Source organism: Niallia sp. FSL W8-0954, from assembly GCF_038005605.1.
GTDB classification, from domain to species: domain Bacteria; phylum Bacillota; class Bacilli; order Bacillales; family Cytobacillaceae; genus Niallia; species Niallia circulans_A.
Genome location: NZ_JBBOTN010000001.1, coordinates 3,249,855 through 3,264,215, shown reverse-complemented (window position 1 = coordinate 3,264,215; position 14,361 = coordinate 3,249,855). Strand labels below are relative to the sequence as shown.

16 protein-coding genes are annotated in these 14,361 nt (G+C 35.3%); 15 read left to right on the top strand and 1 reads right to left on the bottom strand.

Annotated features, from left to right (window positions below; all coding sequences use genetic code 11):
• Positions 1–167: 167 nt before the first annotated feature.
• Positions 168–1,085 (bottom strand): Na/Pi symporter, encoded by a 918-nt coding sequence (locus NX902_RS16190; RefSeq protein ID WP_095333822.1) that lies wholly within the window; start codon positions 1,083–1,085, stop codon positions 168–170.
• 327 nt (positions 1,086–1,412) lie between these two features.
• Between NX902_RS16190 and rpsU the strand changes: the two genes are divergently transcribed.
• From rpsU to recO, 15 genes are all read left to right on the top strand, one after another.
• Positions 1,413–1,586, top strand: a complete 174-nt coding sequence (rpsU, locus tag NX902_RS16185) for a 30S ribosomal protein S21 (protein ID WP_003152957.1) — start codon at positions 1,413–1,415, stop codon at positions 1,584–1,586.
• A 17-nt stretch (positions 1,587–1,603) separates the two neighbouring features.
• Complete coding sequence (locus tag NX902_RS16180) at positions 1,604–2,047, top strand: GatB/YqeY domain-containing protein (RefSeq protein ID WP_172860339.1); 444 nt, start codon at positions 1,604–1,606, stop codon at positions 2,045–2,047.
• A 293-nt stretch (positions 2,048–2,340) separates the two neighbouring features.
• Positions 2,341–3,681, top strand: a complete 1,341-nt coding sequence (locus tag NX902_RS16175; protein WP_341160845.1) for an NfeD family protein — start codon at positions 2,341–2,343, stop codon at positions 3,679–3,681.
• Entirely contained in the window at positions 3,681–4,679 is a 999-nt protein-coding gene (gene floA / locus NX902_RS16170) for a flotillin-like protein FloA (protein ID WP_095333826.1), read from the top strand. The genes NX902_RS16175 and floA overlap by 1 nt, the downstream gene beginning before the upstream one ends.
• A 25-nt stretch (positions 4,680–4,704) precedes the next feature.
• The gene (locus tag NX902_RS16165; RefSeq protein WP_172859953.1) at positions 4,705–5,151 is read left to right on the top strand and encodes a hypothetical protein; all 447 of its coding nucleotides are present in this window, start codon (positions 4,705–4,707) and stop codon (positions 5,149–5,151) included.
• A 232-nt stretch (positions 5,152–5,383) separates the two neighbouring features.
• Positions 5,384–5,668 (top strand): sporulation protein YqfC, encoded by a 285-nt coding sequence (gene yqfC, locus NX902_RS16160; RefSeq protein ID WP_016202973.1) that lies wholly within the window; start codon positions 5,384–5,386, stop codon positions 5,666–5,668.
• A gap of 14 nt (positions 5,669–5,682) precedes the next feature.
• Positions 5,683–6,876: a sporulation protein YqfD gene (gene yqfD, locus NX902_RS16155; RefSeq protein WP_172859952.1), complete on the top strand. Its 1,194-nt coding sequence runs from the start codon at positions 5,683–5,685 to the stop codon at positions 6,874–6,876.
• On the top strand, positions 6,873–7,838 hold the full coding sequence (locus NX902_RS16150) for a PhoH family protein (protein WP_095333832.1): 966 nt from the start codon (positions 6,873–6,875) through the stop codon (positions 7,836–7,838). Before yqfD ends, NX902_RS16150 begins: the two co-directional genes overlap by 4 nt.
• A 314-nt stretch (positions 7,839–8,152) precedes the next feature.
• Entirely contained in the window at positions 8,153–10,324 is a 2,172-nt protein-coding gene (locus tag NX902_RS16145; RefSeq protein WP_095333834.1) for an HD family phosphohydrolase, read from the top strand.
• Positions 10,325–10,336: 12 nt separating this feature from the next.
• On the top strand, positions 10,337–10,807 hold the full coding sequence (ybeY, locus tag NX902_RS16140; protein ID WP_095333835.1) for an rRNA maturation RNase YbeY: 471 nt from the start codon (positions 10,337–10,339) through the stop codon (positions 10,805–10,807).
• Entirely contained in the window at positions 10,785–11,180 is a 396-nt protein-coding gene (locus tag NX902_RS16135) for a diacylglycerol kinase family protein (RefSeq protein ID WP_095333836.1), read from the top strand. Before ybeY ends, NX902_RS16135 begins: the two co-directional genes overlap by 23 nt.
• A 416-nt stretch (positions 11,181–11,596) precedes the next feature.
• The gene (locus NX902_RS16130; protein ID WP_095322359.1) at positions 11,597–11,998 is read left to right on the top strand and encodes a cytidine deaminase; all 402 of its coding nucleotides are present in this window, start codon (positions 11,597–11,599) and stop codon (positions 11,996–11,998) included.
• Positions 11,988–12,902 carry a GTPase Era gene (gene era / locus NX902_RS16125; protein WP_217279781.1) on the top strand — a complete coding sequence of 305 codons (915 nt, stop codon included), beginning with the start codon at positions 11,988–11,990 and terminating at the stop codon, positions 12,900–12,902. Before NX902_RS16130 ends, era begins: the two co-directional genes overlap by 11 nt.
• 229 nt (positions 12,903–13,131) lie before the next feature.
• On the top strand, positions 13,132–13,275 hold the full coding sequence (locus NX902_RS16120; protein WP_082138270.1) for a YqzL family protein: 144 nt from the start codon (positions 13,132–13,134) through the stop codon (positions 13,273–13,275).
• Positions 13,276–13,308: 33 nt separating this feature from the next.
• Positions 13,309–14,064 (top strand): DNA repair protein RecO, encoded by a 756-nt coding sequence (gene recO / locus NX902_RS16115; RefSeq protein ID WP_095322373.1) that lies wholly within the window; start codon positions 13,309–13,311, stop codon positions 14,062–14,064.
• Positions 14,065–14,361 lie beyond the last annotated feature (297 nt).

Sequence of the window (14,361 nt, the reverse complement as noted above, 5' to 3'; positions counted from 1 at the left end):
AAGTGTATTCAGGCTGCGGGTGATTACCACATACCTTCTTTCTTAAAATAATAAAAAACACAAACAATTATACGAATTTTTTTTAATGTGTACGTATAATTGTTCGGGGTTAGATTTAGTTGAAATACTTATGTCCCACTCTCTTTTTAGCATTTCACTATAATCCATCAGCTGTGTAATCGCATAATCAATTTGCCAAAGCGCTCGGCAAAGGGTAGAACTAGGAGCGAGGACAGAACATTAAATAATAGGCTTGCATGAGCTAATTGAACATCCATTTCTGCTGTCATATTTTTGACAATAGCAGCTAAATCATTGATAAATGGATAAAACAAAATGACCCCTCCAATATTTAACCAAATATGGGCATAAGCACAGAGTTTTGCACTTTTTTCTGTGCCTATTGAGGCTAAAAAAGAAGTTATACAGGAACCAATATTAGACCCCAACATAATGGCTATAGCAATTTCAATTGGAAGCAATCCTGCTGATAAAAAGCCCATTATAATACCAATTGTCGCTGTACTTGATTGGATTAGGGCAGTTATAATAATGCCAACTATAAGGGCGATGAAAGGACGGTCTGCTAATGAAAGGAAAAAGGAATTTAATGCAGGATGATGTTCCATCATTCCAGCGAAATATTTAAAGCCTCGCATGGTTGTAAAGACAATGGAAATACCGAATAAAATGAAGCCGATACTTCTTAATTGATATTTGTTAATGATAATCAAGAGCACACCTAGGATGGCAAGTGGCAGCAGATAATTATTCATGTTAAAAGTAATAAATTCAGTTGTGAATGTGGTTCCGATATTTGTTCCTAAAATAATCCCGATAGATTGAGGAAAGGTTAAGACTCGTGCTGAAATTAGTCCAATCGTTAAAACCATAACGGCAGCGCTGCTTTGAAGAAGTGCTGTAATAATAATAGAAACAAGTAACCCCTTCCATGGCTTATCTGTCAATTTTTCGAGCGAGTTTTTTAGTGATTGAGAAGATAAATTAAATAAACCTGTCCGTAAAAGGGTCATCCCATAAATAAATAAAAGAATAAGTATAATAAAAAGTATAAGATAAATCATTCTAGACTTCCTCCTTATCAGAACTATATGAAATAAAGAAGGCGGACATGTCATTTTTAACTAATTAATAAGGACAAACCTGGCACTTATACTAGAGGACAGAGTGTTTAAAAAAATGGATAGAGGGAAAAATACAAAAAGAGAAGGGATTGGAGGGAGAAAAAGGCTAATTCCTTATATAAAACACCTTTTTTTTACGTTTTTTTAAAACATTTTGTCTAACTAGGTCAAATACAGTTGACCTTGTAACTTTGATATATTATAATGTCAAGGTACATGGAAACCATGTTGATGTTAGTGTGTTGTGTTCGGAGGGAGGGAAAGAGAATGTCTAAAACCGTCGTTCGTAAAAACGAATCGCTTGAAGATGCTCTTCGTCGCTTCAAACGTTCAGTATCAAAAACTGGTACTTTGCAGGAAGCTAGAAAGCGCGAATTCTACGAGAAACCAAGTGTGAAACGTAAGAAAAAATCAGAAGCAGCAAGAAAACGTAAGTTCTAAGAGAGGGTGTAGCAAAATTGAGTCTTCTCGAACGCTTAAATAATGATATGAAGCAAGCGATGAAAAACAAAGAAAAAGATAAACTAGTTGTAATTCGAATGATTAAGGCTGCCATTCAGAATGAAAGTATTAAGCTTGGTAGAGATCTTTCTGAAGAAGACGAGTTATCTGTCCTTTCTCGCGAAGTAAAACAACGCAAAGACTCCCTCCATGAGTTTGAGAAAGCAGGTCGTGAAGATCTTGTTGACAAAATACGTGCGGAGTTAAAACATGTTGAAATATATATGCCAGAACAACTTTCAGAAGAGGAGTTAGCAGAGATTGTGAAACAAGCAATCGTTGATACTAGAGCTTCTTCAAAGAAAGAAATGGGAAAAGTGATGGCTGCTTTAATGCCTAAAGTTAAAGGAAAAGCAGACGGTTCACTAGTAAATAAACTTGTACAACAACACCTTTCATAAATAAGTTTATGTTTTAAAGGCTGCAGATTATATCTGCAGCCTTTTTACATAGTTAATAGATTTTTTGTTTTATCTATTTCTAATATAACATATAATAAAAATAGATGATTTTATTAAAAAAGTAACTCTGTTGCTTTCCTTCGGTAGGACCATATCTTATCCTTTGTTTTTCTCGATTTAACGATAAAAATCATTAACTAAATAAAATTTTTAAAAAATGAAACTTTTTATTTAGTTAAACGTATACATAGCCATAACATTTTTCTATTACCATTTAGGAAAGGAGGGAGAATTTGAGAAGACAAAAGAAAATATGGATGATTCCTCTTCTTTTTATTTTTTTTCTATCCTTCATTCCTAGTATCATTTACGCTAATAATGAAGAAAAAGTATATGTAGTGCCAATAAAGGATACGGTTGAAAAAGGGTTAAGTCAGTTTATAGATCGGGCAATTACCGAAGCAGAAGAAAATCAGGCTAGTGCGATAGTCTTTGATATGCATACACCTGGCGGAGATGTGTCGGCTGCTATTGAAATAGGAAAGAGAATTGCAGAAACCGACATAAAAACGGTTACTTTTATTAACCAAGATGCCATTTCCGCTGGTTCCTATATTGCATTAAATACCGATGAGATCTACATGGTGGAGGGAGGAAGAATAGGATCCTCTGGCGTGATAGACGGACAAGGGAATGCAGCAGAGGAAAAAGCTCAATCTTACTGGATCTCTGCCATGAAAGGGGCAGCAGAAAAAACAGGGAGAGATCCACTTTATGCAATGGCGATGGCAGATAAATCTATTTCTATTCCAGGTATGAAGGAAGCTGGCAAGTTTTTAACTTTAACTTCATCTGAAGCAAAAGAGATAAATTATTCCAATGGTACAGTAAATAGTTTAGATGATGTGCTAAATCATTTAGGGTTACAGAATGCAAAGATAGAAAAAGTTGATGAAAGCTTTGCAGAGAAAATGGCAAGGTTTGTAACAAATCCTATTATCATTCCTATTTTATTATCAATTGGGAGTCTCGGGTTAATCATCGAATTATATTCACCTGGATTTGGACTGCCGGGAATAGCGGGAATATCTGCTTTATTGCTCTTTTTCTATGGTCATTTAGTTGCAGGACTTGCAGGATACGAAAGTCTCATTCTCTTTGTGATTGGAATCCTTTTAATTATACTGGAATTCTTTGTCGTCGGTGGAATGGCTGGAGCAATAGGGATTGTTGCTGTCATTGCAAGCATGTTTCTTGCAAGTGGAGATATTGCGGTCATAGGGATAAGCCTTGCAATCGCAATAGGAGTTTCGATTATAGCATCTATCTTATTAGTAAAGGTGTTTGGTAGAAAAATGAAATTCTTTAAAAAAATCATATTAACAGACTCAACCAATACAGAAAGTGGGTATGTTTCTAATCAGAACCGCAATGATTTGGTGGAGAAAACAGGCGTTACCTTAACTGCCTTACGTCCTGCCGGAGTCATACTTATTGAGGATGAAAGAATCGATGTCGTGAGTGATGGTAGTTTTATTGATAAAGGTAAGAAAGTAAAAGTAGTAAAAGCAGAAGGTTCAAGAATTGTTGTAAGGGAAATACTAACGATAGATATACAAAAGGAGGATGAGTAATGCTAGTAGGCGGATTTGAAATATTTTGGATTATTGTTGTAGTATTGGCAATTATTTTATTAGGGGTGCTATTAACGTTTGTGCCAGTAATGCTCTGGATTTCTGCTTTAGCTGCCGGAGTGAGAATTAGCATTTTTACATTAGTAGGGATGCGTTTAAGAAGGGTTATACCAAGTCGCGTTGTAAATCCGTTGATTAAAGCCCATAAAGCGGGATTAAATGTAACAATCAACCAATTAGAAAGTCATTATCTTGCCGGTGGTAATGTTGATAGGGTCGTAAATGCTTTGATTGCTGCCCATCGTGCTAATATTGAGCTAACATTTGAAAGATGTGCTGCAATTGATTTAGCAGGGCGTGATGTATTAGAAGCCGTACAAATGAGTGTTAATCCAAAGGTAATTGAAACACCTTTTATCGCTGGTGTTGCAATGGACGGTATTGAAGTAAAAGCGAAAGCAAGAATTACTGTTCGTGCTAATATTGAAAGACTAGTAGGTGGAGCTGGTGAAGAAACGATTGTAGCCAGAGTTGGGGAAGGTATTGTTTCGACAATTGGTTCTTCTGATAATCATAAAAAAGTATTAGAAAATCCAGATATGATTTCTCAAACCGTTTTATCTAAAGGGTTGGATGCTGGTACAGCTTTTGAAATTCTATCGATTGATATTGCAGATGTAGATATCGGTAAAAACATTGGCGCTGAATTACAAACAGAGCAAGCAGAAGCAGATAAGAAAATTGCTCAAGCAAAAGCAGAAGAGCGTAGAGCGATGGCTGTTGCCCAAGAACAAGAGATGAAAGCAAAAGTTCAAGAAATGCGTGCGAAAGTTGTCGAAGCAGAAGCGGAAGTTCCTATGGCTATGTCTGATGCGTTGCGTTCAGGGAATATGGGAGTAATGGACTATATGAATTTACAAAATATCACGGCTGATACAGAAATGAGAGGCTCTATCGGTAAATTAACAGATGACCAGAAAAATAAAGATGATGAGTAAACTTTAAGAAAGGGAGGGAAAAGATTTGGAAATCCTTCCAATTATAATTGCGGTTGTAGTTTTTCTCTTCTCTTCTGTTTTTGATAATAGTAAAAAAAAGCAGGTGCCCAAACCAAAGAGTCCACAGGTGCCAAAACAAGTAAATGCAGAAGTGGAGAGAGAACGACAAGTCATGACTGCCCCTGTAAGGCCCAAAAAAGTGGTTCAGGAGGAAAAGCCGCTTTCTGAGCTGGAAAGGCTGCAAAGGGAAAATGCAAGTTTACAAAAGAAGATTAAAATGATGGAAAAACAACGAAATAGAGTCGTTTCAGGACCAACTTTAAATAAGAACCAATTTCCTAAAGAGTCTGAAGGCTTATTTACAAAGGATAATATTGTTCAGGCAGTAGTATTTTCGGAAGTATTAGCATCGCCTCGTTCAAGAAATCCACATCGAGCTTCAATGCAACACAGAGTAACAAATAGAAAATAAAAACAATAGAGAGTTATTATCGAGCGTTATTTCTCTTTGGAGAATTGACTTGCTAGATAATAGCTCTTTTTTGTATAAAAGGATAATTTGAAGAAAATGTCCGCGAATGCGCGATGTAAAAGTTTTTCTTAGCATAATGTAGGACTCCGTGAATATGATGATAGTAAGTGTAAGAAAGCGTACTGTCTATCCAGAGAATCTCATAAAAGAGAGGAAAGGGGGTTCTTTTTTTATGGCTAAAAAATGGGGACACAACTTGCGGAACTGGATGATAAAAAATTTAGAACTTCCTCAAGATGTCATGATGGACTTACCTAGAATCACAATGATCGGACAAATACATATTTATGTAGAGAACCACCGAGGGTTAATAACCTTTTCAGATAAAGAATTGCGATTGCTTTTAAAACAAGGGCAGCTGTTGATTAAAGGAAAAGGGTTTGTTATAAAGACAATTTTACCAGAAGAAATATTATTAGAAGGGAAAATAGATCAAGTTTTATACATAAATGAATGATTTGGGAGGAAATTATGAAAAATCATTGGATAGAATATTTAACAGGGATTATTACAGTGAAAGCAACAGGCAAAGGTTTAGAAAGGTTTTTAAATAAGTTATTAAAAAATGGTATGTCTGTTTGGAACGTAAAGAAGCACGGACCGCAAGCTGTAACCTTTCAGATTAGTCTAAAGAATATCCATTCTCTTCGTCATTTAGTTAGAGGGAGCGGTATAAAAATAGAGTTTCAGCGCCGAGCTGGAGCTCCGTTTCTATATAAAAGAATGTGGAAAAACAGCGGTTTTGTGCTCGGGTTATTCCTTTTTTTAGGACTAGTTCTTACTTTATCCAATATGGTCTGGGGAATAGAAATCAAGGGAGCGAATCCGGCGACTGAATATCAAATTCGTAAGCAGCTGGATAAGATGGACATAAAAATTGGTAAATCACAGTTTTTTGCAAAGGAATTAGATGAAATCCAAGCGGAATTAACGAATAATATTGATGCAATTACATGGATTGGTGTGGAGTTAAAAGGGACAACTTATCATTTTCAGGTGGTTGAAAAAAACGAGCCGAAGAAAAAGAAAGAAGCTGGTCCGCAAAATTTAATAGCGACGAAGAAAGCGACAATTGTAACAGATTTTGTGGAATCTGGTACAAAACGATATGCCATCAATGAGGTTGTGAGAAAAGGACAATTGTTAGTTGCAGGCAAAATAGGGAATGAAGATCATGCGAAAAGCGTATCTGCTAAAGGGAAAGTATGGGGAGAAGTGTGGTATACGACAGAAGTGACTGTTCCTTTGAAAACTACTTTCCAAGTATTTAATGGAGCGGAAAAGCAAAAAATTTATATGAAGCTTGGTAAGTGGAGTATTCCTGTATGGGGGTTTGGCAAAATAGAGTATAAGGAATATGAGGAAGAGGAGAATGAGTCAAACGTTAAGTTTTTTAAATGGGAATTACCAATTAAGATTGTAAATAAAACATATCGGGAAAAAGAGATTGTAACAAGAGGATATAGTGAGAAGGAAGCTATCGAGAAAGGGAAGGAGGATGCTAGAAAGGATATTATGAAACGAATTGGTGAAGATGGGAAAATTAAGGAGGAAAAAATTTTACAACAAGATATAAAGAGTGGTAAAGTTAAATTAAATATAGCTTTTACAACAATAGAAAACATTGCGAAAGCACAACCTCTAACTCAAGGAGATACAGAATGACAGAAGATTTAAAAACGATGAATGTAAAGTTGAAAGATCCAAACGAAGCAATTGCTTTACTTGGTAATGGAGATAGCAATCTGCAAGTGCTTGAAAAAGAATTAGATTGTAACATCGTAACGAGAGGAGAAACGCTGCTTGTTTCTTCTGAGAATCCTGATTCAATAGAGCTCGTTGGGGATATTGTTGATAAACTTTTACAAGTAATCCGAAAGGGTGTTTCCATCAGTCAACGAGATGTGGTGTATGCGATCTCTTTGGCAAAGAAAGGAACGCTTGAATATTTTGGGTCACTATACGATGAAGAAATAGCGAAAACGATTAAAGGAAAATCAATTAGAGTAAAAACGATCGGCCAAAGCGAGTATATACGCACGATTAGAAGAAATGATCTAGTTTTTGGGATTGGTCCCGCAGGAACAGGTAAGACGTATTTAGCCGTTGTGATGGCGGTAAATGCTTTAAAGAGCGGGAAAGTAAATAGAATTATTTTAACAAGACCTGCAGTGGAAGCGGGGGAAAGTTTAGGTTTTTTGCCAGGAGATTTAAAAGAAAAAGTAGATCCTTATTTACGACCGTTATATGATGCATTGCATGATGTGCTTGGTATGGAGCATACTGCTCGTTTGATTGAAAGGAATACAATTGAAGTAGCTCCACTTGCCTATATGCGCGGGAGAACATTGGATGATGCTTTTGTTATATTAGATGAAGCACAGAATACAACCCATGCACAAATGAAAATGTTTTTAACAAGACTTGGTTTTGGATCCAAAATGGTAATTACAGGTGATAAAACACAAATAGATCTGCCAAAGGGCGTTAAATCAGGTTTAGTAGTTGCAGAACAAATTCTGCAAAATGTAAATGGGATTGGTTTTGTTCATTTAGAAGAAAGCGATGTAGTGAGACATCCATTAGTCGGAAAAATTATTCATGCATATGGAAAGCAAGTTATGTAAAAGAAAAGAAGGACAATATCGTAAGTTTATTCAAACTTACGATATTGTCCTTCTTTCTATATTGGATACATTCAAGATACATGAAATATTCGAAAAAGGATGAAAACGATCGAAAAAACTGTTATCATTTTACATATCATCAGATTTTTTTCTTTTTAATTAATAGTGGTTTTACTTATCTATTGAGGAAAGTAATAAGTGTTTGAATCAGCTTTTAGAAGGAGAATTTACATCTAGATAGGTTAAGGATTAAAAAATAGGTTTAAGATGATAGAATAAGCAAGTGAACCTATTTTTTGAAATAGGAGGTAAATATGAACGTTTGGCAGAGAATGCGTAATAACTTAATAAAACTAATGAATATTACCTTTTTTAAAATAATTCTCTTTGTTTTACTTGGTGTCATTTTATTCTTTACACTCTATGGAAACGTAAAGCCGGAAAAATTAAATGTACAGTTATTTTCTGTAGCGGATCAAACTATTAGGTCGCCCATAACGGTGGAAGATAAAGAAAGTACAGAGAAAAAGAAGGAAGAAGCAAAAAATCAAGTACAGGATGTCTATGTGGTTAATAAAGAAATTGCCCAGAATCGTGTGGATTTAATATCTTCTATATTTGATTCTGTAACAGAGGTAAATAATGACGTTGAGAAACAACTGGAAGAAAAAAGAAAGAAAGCAGAAGAGGAAGAGAAGAATAAAGAATCAATAAAAGAGCCGTCCGTTGATGAGAAGCTTGAATTACTAAAAGGTAAGCTGACAAATGAAGTAACGAATGAAATTATGGACCGCTCTTTAAAATCTCTTATTCCTTATTCGGAAGATCAGTTAGAAATCGCAAAAGATATTACGGTTACAGCTATACATACAGTAATGAATGGAAAGATTCCTTCAGATGAGGTGGAAAATGCCAAAAAAAGAGTGGAGGATATCTTAAAGGTAAACGATGGTTTAACATCTGATTTAAAGAGTGCAAGTATCGATTTAGGTAGATTTGCAATCATTCAAAATGAATTTTACGATCCTACTGCAACAGAAGAGATGCGTCAGCAAGCTGTTGATGGTGTGGAACCGATAAGAGTACTTCAAGGCCAAGTTCTTGTGGAAGAAGGCCAACTGATAAGTAGAGAGATACATAGACAGCTTGAACTTGTTGGATTATTAGACAGCGATAATTCCATTCAGCCATTTATCGGTTTAGGTTTAATCATCCTGGCGATGCTAGCGGCACTTTATTTTTATACACTTAAAAGAACATCAAAGGAGAAGGAGAATAATATCCAGTTCTATTTAATGTTCTTTCTTATAATTAGTGTAACGATTGTATTAATGAAAACAATAAGCGCCTTCCAACAGTTTGAATACACAGAGATTGGCTATATATTTCCAGCTGCTATGGCGGTTATGTTAATTAAGATATTAATGGAAGAAAAATCTGCTTTATTAGTAACGATTATGCTTGCGGTTTGTGGAATGATTATGTTTAATGAAGGTGTTGCTGGAACTTTTAATGTAGGAATGGGTATATATATTATTACTAGTGGTTTAGCCAGTATTTTATTTTTAAATAAAAGAAATCAGCGGACCAATATTCTTTATGCAGGATTCTTTATTTCTTTCATAAATATTGTTACGATATTAGCGATTTTATATTTGCAAAACGGACATTATGGTGCAAAAGAATACGGTGTATTCCTTTTACTGGCCGTTATTTCCGGAATAAGTTCAGCTGTTTTAACAATCGGTTTCTTACCTTTCCTTGAAACCGGGTTTGGGGTGCTTTCTACCATTAAGTTAATTGAGCTCTCCAATCCTAACCATCCATTATTACGTAAAATCTTAACAGAGGCACCTGGTACGTATCATCATAGTGTAATGGTTGCCAATTTAGCGGAATCAGCATGTGAAGCGATTGGCGCCAATGGTTTATTGGCAAGAGTTGGTTGTTATTATCATGATATCGGGAAAACAAAAAGGCCACATTTTTTTATTGAAAATCAAATGAATATGGGAAATCCACACGACCGTATTCCCCCACAGGCTAGTAAAAATATCATTATTGCCCATGCAACAGATGGAGCTGAGTTATTAAGAAAATATAAATTACCGAAGGAAATCGTCGATATTGCCGAACAGCATCATGGAACCTCTCTCTTAAAATATTTTTATTTTAAGGCAAAGGAAAAAGGGGGAGAGGTAAAAGAAAGTGATTACCGTTATCCAGGCCCAAAAGCTCAAACGCGTGAGGTAGCAATTATAGGAATTGCGGATAGTGTAGAAGCTGCTGTAAGAAGTTTAAATGCACCAACCACCGAGCAAATTGACTCATTAATTAAGAATATTATTTCTGACCGTTTGCAAGATGGACAATTGGATGAATGTGATTTAACATTAAAGGAATTAGATATTGTTCGAAATACATTAAGTGAAACGTTAAAAGGGATTTTTCATTCGCGAATCGAATATCCAGAAATGAAAAAGTAAAGGAAGTCGAATATGAATTTAGAAATTGATTTTATTGATGAAACCGAAAAGGTGAAGGAAAGTGAAATTGCGAAAATCGAGGAAGTCTTACAATTTGCAGCCGAAAAACTAAATCTCCAAGGAGAAATTGAGCTTTCCATTACCTTCGTTCATAATGAACAAATTCAACAAATAAATAAAGAATATAGAGAAAAGGATCAACCGACAGATGTTATTTCTTTTGCGCTGGAGGAATTAGGAGAAGGCGAAATGGAATTGGTTGGAGAGGGACTTCCTAGAATGTTAGGAGATATTGTCATTTCTATCGATAAAGCGGAGGAACAGGCTAATGATTATGGTCATTCTTATATGAGAGAACTTGGGTTTTTATCTGTTCATGGCTTCTTGCACTTACTAGGATATGACCATATGACAGAAGAAGATGAAAAAGTGATGTTTACTCTTCAAAAGGATATTTTAGATGAGTTCGGATTACAAAGATAAAAGAATTCGAAAGAACAGTCAATTATCCTCCTTCCGTTTAGCGATATTGGGAATATTAACTGCTATTAAACAAGAAAGAAATGTAAAGATTCATTTGGTTATTACCATTCTTGTTATTATATTGGGCCTTTTAAATGATTTGTCCAAACAGGAATGGATGTTTATTGCGTTTTGTATTGGATTAGTAATTAGCCTAGAACTGATAAATACGGCAATAGAACGTGTGGTGGATCTTGTTACTAGTGAATATCATCCATTGGCAAAAGAGGCAAAGGACATAGCTGCTGGTGCTGTTTTTATCGCAGCAATTCTTTCGATTGTGATTGGCGGAATCATCTTTATCCCGAAAATATGGAGCGCTATAACAGGTTAGAGAATAAAAGCTATCTGATAAAAATTAAATTTTAGACAAATAATTATTTGTTTAAGATTTAATTTTTAAAAGGTAGTTTTTTATTTTGGGGGTTTTATACGTTCATTAATCACTCCCTACTTCTTTCTCTTTATTGTGCTTCCAAATTAGTATATAATTTTAAGACAGTACATTTTACATAAGATTAAGTGTTACTGAAGTTTGAAAACGTTCCATTTATTCTTTAAAATAATGGGTAAGGCGAGAATAGGGCTTACTAAAAAGAGATACTCACTAAAATGAAAAGTTATTTTAAAATAAATCTTAGCGCTAAAGGGGAAAGTATTTGGCTAAGCAAGAACCTTTTCGGCTTGTGATATAGCCAAAAGTGGACTTGAAATAGCATGAAAAGCTGCTTTAAGAAAAGAGGGATTTGTATGAAAAAGGAACTTCTAATGGAAGAAGCAAAGCTTGCACGTGAGAAAGCGTATGTACCTTATTCAAAATTTAAGGTAGGAGCAGCTCTGCTTTCGGAAAAGGGTGTCGTTTATCGCGGGTGTAACATTGAAAACGCAGCGTACAGTATGACGAATTGTGCAGAACGAACGGCATTGTTTAAAGCTGTCTCAGAAGGTGATACTACTTTCAAGAAGCTTGTTGTTGTGGCAGATACAGAGGGACCAATTTCTCCATGTGGTGCTTGCAGACAAGTGATTTCTGAACTTTGTCCAAAAGACATGGAAGTAATATTAACGAATTTAAAAGGCGACGTACAAACATTAACTGTGGCAGAGTTATTGCCAGGAGCATTTTCACCGGAGGATTTAAATGAACATTAATAATCAAACAGAACACAAATCAGGATTTATCTCCATTATAGGAAGACCTAATGTTGGAAAATCAACATTTTTGAACCGTGTAATAGGGCAAAAGATTGCGATTATGAGCGATAAGCCACAGACTACAAGAAATAAAGTTCAAGGTGTACTTACAACAGATGATGCACAGCTTATTTTCATTGATACACCTGGAATTCATAAACCGAAACATAGACTTGGCGATTTTATGATGAAGGTAGCGCAGAACACACTGAAAGAAGTGGATCTAATCCTTTTTATGGTTAACGCTGAAGAAGGCTTTGGTAAAGGGGAAGAATTCATTCTTGAGAAATTTCAGTCTGTAAAAACACCAATATTTTTAGTGATTAATAAAATTGATACGATTCACCCAGATCAATTATTTGCCATTATTGAATCATATAAAGAGAAGTATCCGTTTAAAGAAATTGTTCCAATCTCTGCTCTAGAAGGAAATAATGTCGAAACATTATTAACACAAATCAAAAAGTATTTACCAGAAGGACCGCAATTTTATCCAGCTGATCAAGTGACAGACCATCCTGAACGCTTTATTGTTTCTGAGTTAATAAGGGAAAAAGCACTGCACCTAACAAGAGAGGAAATTCCTCACTCCCTCGCAGTAGTAATTGAGAAGATGGAGAGAAAATCAAACGATGTTATTAACGTAATGGCCACTATTATCGTTGAACGAGATTCTCAAAAAGGGATAATTATCGGTAAACAAGGTAGTATGCTGAAAGAAATCGGAAAAAGAGCAAGAACGGATATTGAAAATCTTCTTGGAAATAAAGTCTATTTGGAATTATGGGTGAAAGTACAAAAAGATTGGCGCAATAAAATGACACAATTGCGTGATTTTGGGTTTAGAGAAGACGAATATTAATAATTAGAACGGAACAGCTATAAAGGCTGCCATAAGAAAAAGAAGGAAATCCTGTTGTCTCCTTTATTTCAGCAATAGGAAAACGTATTAAACAAGAAGGCATTCGGTTATTTGAAAATTATACATGCAATCAATTAGCAATATTTTCGTCTCATGATTTTATAAAGACAGGCTATGATAAGATTAAGGTTGTAAACAGCTAGTTAAAAATCGAAAGGTGGGGTTTTACATGTTAGACTTTACCTGGAAAGTTTTTTCCCAAACAGGTAACATTGATACTTATCTACTCTTTAAAGAATTAGAAAAGCATAATCATGAAATACCAGGAATGCAAGAAGAGGAACTAGCGGAACTCGATTATCCCATTTCATAGTACTGTCCTTATAGTAAGGGATGGTGAATGGTGATGCTGGAAAAGTGTGAAGGGATTGTAATTAGATCCATCGATTACGGTGAATCCAATAAAATAGTAACTTTGTATACAAGAGAATGGGGAAAGGTTGGGGTAATGGCTAGAGGTGCAAAAAAGCCTAACAGCAGGCTTTCTGCTGTAACCCAGCCTTTTGTCTATGGATATTTTCTCGTCCAGCGAAGTAGTGGATTAGGGCTTTTACAGCAAGGGGACATAATATCGAGTATGCGCTCATTAAAAGAAGACATTTTTCTTACTGCATATGCTAGCTATATAGTAGAGCTTACAGATAAATGTACAGATGAAAAAAAGCCCAATCCTTATCATTTTGAATTATTATATCAAACGTTGAATTACATGAATGAAGAATATGATCCGGAAATATTAGTAAATATCTATGAACTAAAAATGTTAAACAGCTTAGGATTATATCCAGTATTAGATCGCTGTGTTTTTTGCGGAGCTACAGAGGGCCACTTTTCTTTTTCTATCAGAGAAGGTGGATTAATCTGTCATCAATGCCTGGAAAAGGACCCTTATCATTATAAAATCTCACAGGCTACAGTAAAGCTGCTCCGGGTTTTTTATTATATGGATATTTCCCGTCTAGGAAGTATCTCCGTAAAAGATTCCACTAAGAAAGAGCTGAGTATGATTATTGATGCTTATTATGAAGAGTATTCTGGATTGTATTTGAAATCTAAAAAATTTATTCAATCAATGAAAAATTTAGGGGATTCCTTTACATAAAAGTAATTGAATGAAGAGTGATCTTCATCAAGAAGAAATCGAAGCAAGGTTGACAACTAATATTTTTTTCGTTATTATTCATGTAAATAAGAGTGTTGCATTGAAAAGAAAGTAGTACTTAATTCACCTCATGAAAAGCGAGCTTGGGATAGTGGAAGCCAAGTTCATGAGCGTTAAGGAAGGCGTTCTTGGAGCAACTGCGTATGAAAGCGGCTGTAGTTATACAGCAAATAGGGTGGAACCGCGGGTTAACTCTCGTCCCTATGTCAAGAGATATTTGGCATAGGGACGAGAGTT

What these genes read in the sequence shown, in the direction of transcription:
- rpsU (WP_003152957.1), top strand. Translation starts at nt 1,413, where the DNA reads ATGTCTAAAACCGTCGTTCGTAAAAACGAATCGCTTGAAGATGCTCTT.
- NX902_RS16120 (WP_082138270.1), top strand. Translation starts at nt 13,132, where the DNA reads ATGTTAGACTTTACCTGGAAAGTTTTTTCCCAAACAGGTAACATTGAT.
- floA (WP_095333826.1), top strand. Translation starts at nt 3,681, where the DNA reads ATGCTAGTAGGCGGATTTGAAATATTTTGGATTATTGTTGTAGTATTG.
- NX902_RS16150 (WP_095333832.1), top strand. Translation starts at nt 6,873, where the DNA reads ATGACAGAAGATTTAAAAACGATGAATGTAAAGTTGAAAGATCCAAAC.
- NX902_RS16130 (WP_095322359.1), top strand. Translation starts at nt 11,597, where the DNA reads ATGAAAAAGGAACTTCTAATGGAAGAAGCAAAGCTTGCACGTGAGAAA.
- era (WP_217279781.1), top strand. Translation starts at nt 11,988, where the DNA reads ATGAACATTAATAATCAAACAGAACACAAATCAGGATTTATCTCCATT.
- recO (WP_095322373.1), top strand. Translation starts at nt 13,309, where the DNA reads ATGCTGGAAAAGTGTGAAGGGATTGTAATTAGATCCATCGATTACGGT.
- yqfC (WP_016202973.1), top strand. Translation starts at nt 5,384, where the DNA reads ATGGCTAAAAAATGGGGACACAACTTGCGGAACTGGATGATAAAAAAT.
- NX902_RS16145 (WP_095333834.1), top strand. Translation starts at nt 8,153, where the DNA reads ATGAACGTTTGGCAGAGAATGCGTAATAACTTAATAAAACTAATGAAT.
- ybeY (WP_095333835.1), top strand. Translation starts at nt 10,337, where the DNA reads ATGAATTTAGAAATTGATTTTATTGATGAAACCGAAAAGGTGAAGGAA.
- yqfD (WP_172859952.1), top strand. Translation starts at nt 5,683, where the DNA reads ATGAAAAATCATTGGATAGAATATTTAACAGGGATTATTACAGTGAAA.
- NX902_RS16135 (WP_095333836.1), top strand. Translation starts at nt 10,785, where the DNA reads ATGAGTTCGGATTACAAAGATAAAAGAATTCGAAAGAACAGTCAATTA.
- NX902_RS16190 (WP_095333822.1), bottom strand. Translation starts at nt 1,085, where the DNA reads ATGATTTATCTTATACTTTTTATTATACTTATTCTTTTATTTATTTAT.